The organism is Bradyrhizobium sp. Kon58 (genome assembly GCF_055807455.1).
On sequence record NZ_JBVVOT010000584.1, the window covers coordinates 1 to 247 of the forward strand.

The window sequence follows — 247 nt, forward strand, 5'->3', positions numbered from 1 at the left end:
GTCAGCTTGACGGTTCGTGACGTCGCCCCCAGCAGCGCGCGCTCCCTGCATCCGGGTGGCTGGGAAATTCTTGATCCGGATATTAATCATCCTGTCACGATGGCCTTGCACAGTGATTTCAAGGTACAGGTCGGCATTGCCGGTACCGCTTCTCCTGAAACCAAGGCGCTGCCTGACCGTACACGGCTCAGGGCAGTCGGTAATTTCCATATCGAGCGGCCTTCAAGAGCCCAGGCGAACCTGGTCC

Annotated in this window: 1 protein-coding gene; it reads left to right on the plus strand. The window is 58.7% G+C overall.

Translation table 11 applies throughout. The features are described 5' to 3' along the window. A partial coding sequence (locus AC0L20_RS41580; RefSeq protein WP_473295923.1) for a hypothetical protein occupies positions 1 to 247 on the plus strand: 247 nt, incomplete at both ends.